This window comes from Streptomyces alkaliterrae, from assembly GCF_007097205.2.
Taxonomy (GTDB): Bacteria; Actinomycetota; Actinomycetes; order Streptomycetales; family Streptomycetaceae; genus Streptomyces; species Streptomyces alkaliterrae.
In genome coordinates, this window is sequence record NZ_VJYK02000328.1 from 1 (window position 1) to 5,896 (window position 5,896).

Consider the following 5,896-nt stretch of genomic DNA (forward strand, 5'->3'; position numbering starts at 1 on the left):
CGCCCACTCCCCGCACGACGACGCCCCCGAGAAGGCCGGGCCCCGGACGGGCCGCGCCGGCCGCCGCCGCGCCGCCGAAGAGCCGGACGAGCCCGCCGACCTCGGTCCCGACGGCACCGACCCCGACGAGGACGTCGACGACGGCGACGGACCCCACGACGGAGGCCGCCGGTCGGGCCGCTCGCGGCGGGGCAGCGCGCGCCGCAAGAACGGCATGGCCTGCCTGATCGTCGCGGTTGTCCTGGTCGGCGGCGTCGGCGGAGCCGGCTACTACGCCTACACCCTCTACAAGGAGCGCTTCGCCAGCGCGCCCGACTACGCAGGGCAGGGCAGCGGCGAGGTGCAGGTGACGGTTCCCGAAGGCGCCAACCTCGGCACCATCGCCCGCATCCTCGAACAGGAGGGCGTGGTCAAGAGCGCCGCCGCGTTCGTCTCGGCGTCCGCGAGGAACCAGGACGCGCTGCGGATCCAGGCCGGCACCTACGTGATGCGCAAGGAGATGTCGGCCGCGGCCGCCGTCGAACTGATGCTCAACCCGGCCAGCCAGAGCGGGCTGATCATCCCCGAGGGGCTGCGGGCGAGCAGGATCTACCAACTGATCGACGAGCGCACGGAGTCGCCCGAGGGCACCACGGAGAAGGCCGCGGAGAAGACCGATCTCGGACTGCCGTCGTGGGCGAACGGCAAGGTGGAGGGCTTCCTCTTCCCGTCGCGCTACAGCGTCACCAAGAACTCCGAGCCGGCCGAGGTGCTGAAGGAGATGGTGAAACGCGCCAAGGCCGAGTTCCGGAAGGTCGACCTGGAGACAAACGCCCGCAAGGTGAACCGGTCGCCCTACGAGGTGCTGATCATCGCCTCGCTCATCCAGGCGGAGGCCCAGGAGGACGAGGAGTTCGGCAAGGTCTCCCGGGTCATCTACAACCGGCTCGAACCCGGCAACAGCGCCACCAACGGCAAACTCGACTTCGACTCCACCATCAACTACGCGCTCGGCCGCTCCACGCTCGACGTGTCGGTGACGGACACCAAGCTCGACCACCCGTACAACACCTACCGCAACGCCGGGCTGCCGCCTGGCCCCATCGACAACCCCGGCCACCAGGCGATCGAGGCCGCGCTCAACCCCACCAAGGGCGACTGGCTGTACTTCGTCACCGTCAAGCCCGGTGACACCCGGTTCACCTCGGACTTCGCCGATCACAACAAGAACGTGCGCGACTTCAACGAGGAGCAGCGCAAGAAGCGGGAGGCGGGGGAATGACCGGGCAGACGACAGGCCGGGCCAGGCGCGCGGCGGTGCTCGGTTCACCCATCGGGCACTCCCTCTCGCCCGAACTGCACCGGGCCGCCTACCGCGAACTGGGCCTGACCGACTGGACCTACGACCGCTTCGAGGTCACCGAGCGCACCCTGCGCCCCTTCCTGGGCGAGCTGAGCGGCCCGTGGGCCGGCCTGTCCCTGACCATGCCGCTCAAGCGGGCCGTGATCCCGCTGCTCGACGAGATCGGTGAGACGGCCGCCGCCATCGAGGCAGTCAACACGGTCGTCTTCACCGACGACGGCCGCCGTGTCGGCGACAACACGGACGTGCCCGGGCTGGTGGCCGCGCTCGCCGAGCGGGGCGTCACGCGGGTACCGGAGGCCGCCGTGCTGGGCGCCGGTGCCACCGCCTCCTCCGCGCTCGCCGCGCTCGCCCGGATCTGCGACGGCGAGGTCACCGCCTATGTGCGCTCGCCCGAGCGGGCCGCCGAGATGCGCGGCTGGGGAGAGCGGCTGGGCGTCGAGGTCCGTACGGCGGACTGGGCGGACGCCGCGCGTGCGCTGCGGGCCCCGCTGGTCGTCGCCACCACTCCGGCGGGCAGCACGGACGCGCTGGTCGACGCCGTCCCGGAGCGGCCCGGCACGCTCTTCGACGTGCTCTACGAGCCGTGGCCGACGCCGCTTGCCGCGGCCTGGTCCGCGCGCGGCGGCGATGTCCTGGGCGGCCTCGACCTGCTGGTCCACCAGGCCGTGCTCCAGGTCGAGATGATGACGGGCGTGCCCGAGGCGCCGCTGGCCGCGATGCGCGCGGCCGGGGAGGCCGCGCTGGCCGCCCGCGCCGCGCTGCGCGAGCACTCCGTCTGACCGGCGCGCGAGCCGTCTGCCGACCGACGCGCGAGCCGTCCGCCAGACGGACCGGAGTCCGGGCGCGGGGCCGGAACGTGGCAGGATCAAGGCAAGCACTTCGCGCCCGGAACCCAAGGAGCACCCGTTGAGTAGCTTGCGCTGGCTGACCGCAGGGGAGTCACACGGCCCCGCGCTCGTGGCGACGCTGGAGGGACTGCCGTCCGGCGTGCCGGTCACCACCGAGATGGTGGCCGACGCCCTGGCCCGCCGCAGGCTCGGCTACGGACGCGGTGCCCGGATGAAGTTCGAGCGCGACGAGGTCACCTTCCTGGGCGGCGTCCGGCACGGCCTCAGCCTCGGCTCCCCGGTCGCGATCATGGTCGGCAACACCGAGTGGCCCAAGTGGGAGCAGGTCATGTCCGCCGACCCGGTGGACCCCGCCGTGCTGGCCGAACTGGCGCGCAACGCCCCGCTCACCCGGCCGCGCCCCGGCCACGCCGACCTCGCCGGTATGCAGAAGTACGGCTTCGACGAGGCCCGCCCGGTGCTGGAGCGCGCCTCCGCACGGGAGACCGCGGCCCGGGTGGCGCTCGGCACCGTCGCCCGTTCCTACCTGAAGGAGACGTGCGGCATCGAGATCGTCTCGCACGTCGTCGAACTCGGCTCCGCCAAGGCCCCGCAGGGCGTGGTGCCGGTGCCCGGCGACGTCGAGCGGTTGGACGCCGACCCGGTGCGCGCGCTGGACGAGGGCGCGAGCAAGGCGATGGTCGCCGAGATCGACCAGGCGCACAAGGACGGCGACACCCTGGGCGGCGTCGTGGAGGTCCTGGCGTACGGCGTACCGGTCGGCCTCGGTTCCCACGTGCACTGGGACCGCCGCCTGGACGCACGCCTCGCCGCCGCGCTGATGGGCATCCAGGCGATCAAGGGCGTCGAGGTCGGAGACGGCTTCGAACTGGCCCGCGTCCCCGGCTCCAAGGCGCACGACGAGATCGTGCCCACCGACGACGGCATCCGCCGCTCCTCGGGCCGCTCCGGCGGCACCGAGGGAGGCCTGACCACCGGTGAACTGCTGCGCGTGCGGGCCGCGATGAAGCCGATCGCGACGGTCCCCCGGGCGCTGGGCACCGTGGACGTCACCACCGGCGAGCCGGCCAAGGCCCACCACCAGCGCTCCGACGTGTGCGCGGTCCCGGCGGCCGGCATCGTCGCCGAGGCCATGGTGGCGCTGGTGCTCGCCGACGCGGTCGCGGAGAAGTTCGGCGGTGACAGCGTCACCGAGACCCGCCGCAACGTGCGCGGCTTCCTGGACAACCTGGCCATCCGGTGACCGCCGACGACAGTCCGGACGCCCAGGACCCGACGTCGCGCGGGCCGCGGGTGGTCCTCGTCGGCCCCATGGGCGTCGGCAAGACCACCGTCGGCAGGCTGCTCGCCGAGCGGCTGGGCACCGAGTTCCGCGACACCGACGAGGATGTGGTCGCGACTGCCGGCAAGCCTGTCGCGGAGATCTTCTTCGACGAGGGTGAGGACCACTTCCGGGCGCTGGAGCGGCAGGCGGTGGCCACCGCGCTGGCCGAGCACGACGGCGTGCTCGCCCTCGGCGGGGGAGCGGTGATGGCCGAGGAGACCCGCCGCCGCCTCGCCGACCGGCCGGTCGTCCTGCTCACCATGGACGTGGCCGAGGCCGTGCGGCGCACCGGTCTCGACGCGCCCCGCCCGCTGCTCGCGGTCAACCCGCGCCAGCAGTGGCGCCGGCTGATGGAGGAGCGGCTGCCGCTGTACACGGAGGTAGCCCGGGCGGTCGTGGACACCCAGGGCCGCACCCCCGAGGAGGTCGCCGAGGAGATCCTCGGCGCCCTGGAGCTGAGCAGGCCATGACAGGCAACACAGGTATGAGCGCTGAGGAAGGCATGACCATCAACACGCCCATCCGCATCACCGTCCCCGGCAGCGCGGGCACCGACCCCTACGACGTGCTGATCGGCCGGCAGCTCCTCGGCGAGCTGCCGGCGCTGATCGGAGACCAGGCCCGGCGGGTCGCCGTGCTGCACCCCGAGGCGCTGGCCGAGACCGGCCAGGTGCTGCGGGAGGACCTGGCTGCGCAGGGCTACGAGGCCATCGCGGTGCAGCTGCCCAACGCCGAGGAGTCCAAGACGGCCGAGGTCGCCGCCTACTGCTGGAAGGCGCTCGGTCAGACCGGCTTCACCCGCACCGACGTCATCGTCGGCGTCGGCGGCGGCGCCACCACCGACCTGGCCGGCTTCGTCGCGGCGACCTGGCTGCGCGGCGTGCGCTGGATCGCCGTGCCGACCACCGTGCTGGGCATGGTCGACGCGGCCGTGGGCGGCAAGACCGGCATCAACACCGCCGAGGGCAAGAACCTGGTGGGCGCCTTCCACCCGCCCGCCGGAGTGCTGTGCGACCTGGCCGCGCTGGAGAGCCTGCCGGTGCACGACTACGTCAGCGGACTCGCGGAGATCATCAAGGCCGGCTTCATCGCCGACCCCGTGATCCTCGACCTGATCGAGAGCGACCCGAAGGCGGCGCGCGGCCCCGACGGCCCGCACACGGCGGAGCTGATCGAACGGTCCATCCGGGTCAAGGCCGAGGTCGTCGGCAGCGACCTCAAGGAGTCGGGCCTGCGCGAGATCCTGAACTACGGCCACACCCTCGCCCACGCCATCGAGAAGAACGAGCGCTACGAGTGGCGGCACGGCGCGGCCGTCGCCGTCGGCATGGTCTTCGCCGCCGAACTCGGCCGCATCGCGGGCCGGTTGGACGACGCGACCGCCGAACGGCACCGCTCGGTCCTGCGGTCGGTCGGGCTGCCCGTCACCTACCGCGGCGACCAGTGGCCGCGGCTGCTGGAGACCATGAAGGTCGACAAGAAGACCCGCGGCGACCGGCTGCGCTTCATCGTGCTGGACGGCCTCGGCAAGCCCACCGTGCTGGAGAACCCGGACCCGGCCATGCTGCTGGCCGCGCACGCGGAGATCGCCGCGTGAGCGCCCGCCGGGTCCTGGTGCTCAACGGCCCCAACCTGGGCCGTCTCGGCTCGCGCGAACCGGACGTCTACGGCTCCACCTCCTACACCGGACTGGTCGAGCGCTGCGTGGAGGTCGGCCGCGGGCTCGGCATGGCGGTCGAGGTCAGGGAGACCAACGACGAGGGCGAGATGATCCGTTGGCTGCACGAGGCGGCCGACGAGCGGCTGCCCGTCGTGCTCAATCCCGGCGCCTTCACGCACTACTCCTACGGCATGCGCGACGCCGCGGCCCAGCGCACCGCGCCGCTGATCGAGGTGCACATCTCCAACCCGCACGGCCGGGAGGAGTTCCGGCACACCTCGGTCGTCGCCTCCGTCGCCTCCGGCACGATCGCCGGCTTCGGCATCGGCTCCTACCTGCTCGCCCTGCACGCCCTCGCGGACGAACTCGGCGACTAGCGGACGAACTCGGCGACTAGGGGCGTGCTTCGAAAGTCCCGTCGGGGCGGACGACGCTACTTTCGAAGCACGCCCCCGGCCCGTCACGGTCCTGGCCGGGTCAACCGCAGGTTCACACCGCGACGGCCCGCCAGGTACCGTTCGGTAAGAGGGAGGACGGCGCGCAGGGCGCCGGGAGACACGGGAGCGGGCACGGATGCAGCACTACGGGGGGCAGCGGCCCGTCCCACCCCAGGACGCCGCCACCGACGCGGCCCGGGCGCCGCAGCGGCCCGGCGGGGCGCACCACCTGGCGCCCGGCCACCACGGGATGCCGCAGCGGTCTCCGCAGCCGGTCCCGCC

The 5,896-nt window shown here is 73.0% G+C and carries 6 protein-coding genes; all 6 read left to right on the plus strand.

From position 1 onward, the window contains the following. Positions 1-1,261, plus strand: a 1,261-nt coding sequence (gene mltG, locus FNX44_RS22785) for an endolytic transglycosylase MltG (protein ID WP_143650665.1), incomplete at its 5' end; no start/stop codon positions are given. After that, entirely contained in the window at positions 1,258-2,124 is an 867-nt protein-coding gene (locus tag FNX44_RS22790) for a shikimate dehydrogenase (RefSeq protein ID WP_143650666.1), read from the plus strand. The genes mltG and FNX44_RS22790, both read left to right, overlap by 4 nt. Positions 2,125-2,251: 127 nt before the next feature. Then, positions 2,252-3,436, plus strand: coding sequence for a chorismate synthase (gene aroC, locus FNX44_RS22795; protein WP_143650667.1), 1,185 nt, complete (start codon positions 2,252-2,254; stop codon positions 3,434-3,436). After that, positions 3,433-3,987, plus strand: a complete 555-nt coding sequence (locus tag FNX44_RS22800; RefSeq protein ID WP_323369590.1) for a shikimate kinase — start codon at positions 3,433-3,435, stop codon at positions 3,985-3,987. The genes aroC and FNX44_RS22800 overlap by 4 nt, the downstream gene beginning before the upstream one ends. A gap of 32 nt (positions 3,988-4,019) precedes the next feature. Further along, entirely contained in the window at positions 4,020-5,114 is a 1,095-nt protein-coding gene (gene aroB / locus FNX44_RS22805) for a 3-dehydroquinate synthase (protein ID WP_143650669.1), read from the plus strand. Further along, entirely contained in the window at positions 5,111-5,554 is a 444-nt protein-coding gene (gene aroQ, locus FNX44_RS22810; RefSeq protein WP_143650668.1) for a type II 3-dehydroquinate dehydratase, read from the plus strand. The genes aroB and aroQ overlap by 4 nt, the downstream gene beginning before the upstream one ends. Positions 5,555-5,896 lie beyond the last annotated feature (342 nt).

What these genes read in the sequence shown, in the direction of transcription:
- FNX44_RS22790 (WP_143650666.1), top strand. Translation starts at nt 1,258, where the DNA reads ATGACCGGGCAGACGACAGGCCGGGCCAGGCGCGCGGCGGTGCTCGGT.
- aroB (WP_143650669.1), top strand. Translation starts at nt 4,020, where the DNA reads ATGACCATCAACACGCCCATCCGCATCACCGTCCCCGGCAGCGCGGGC.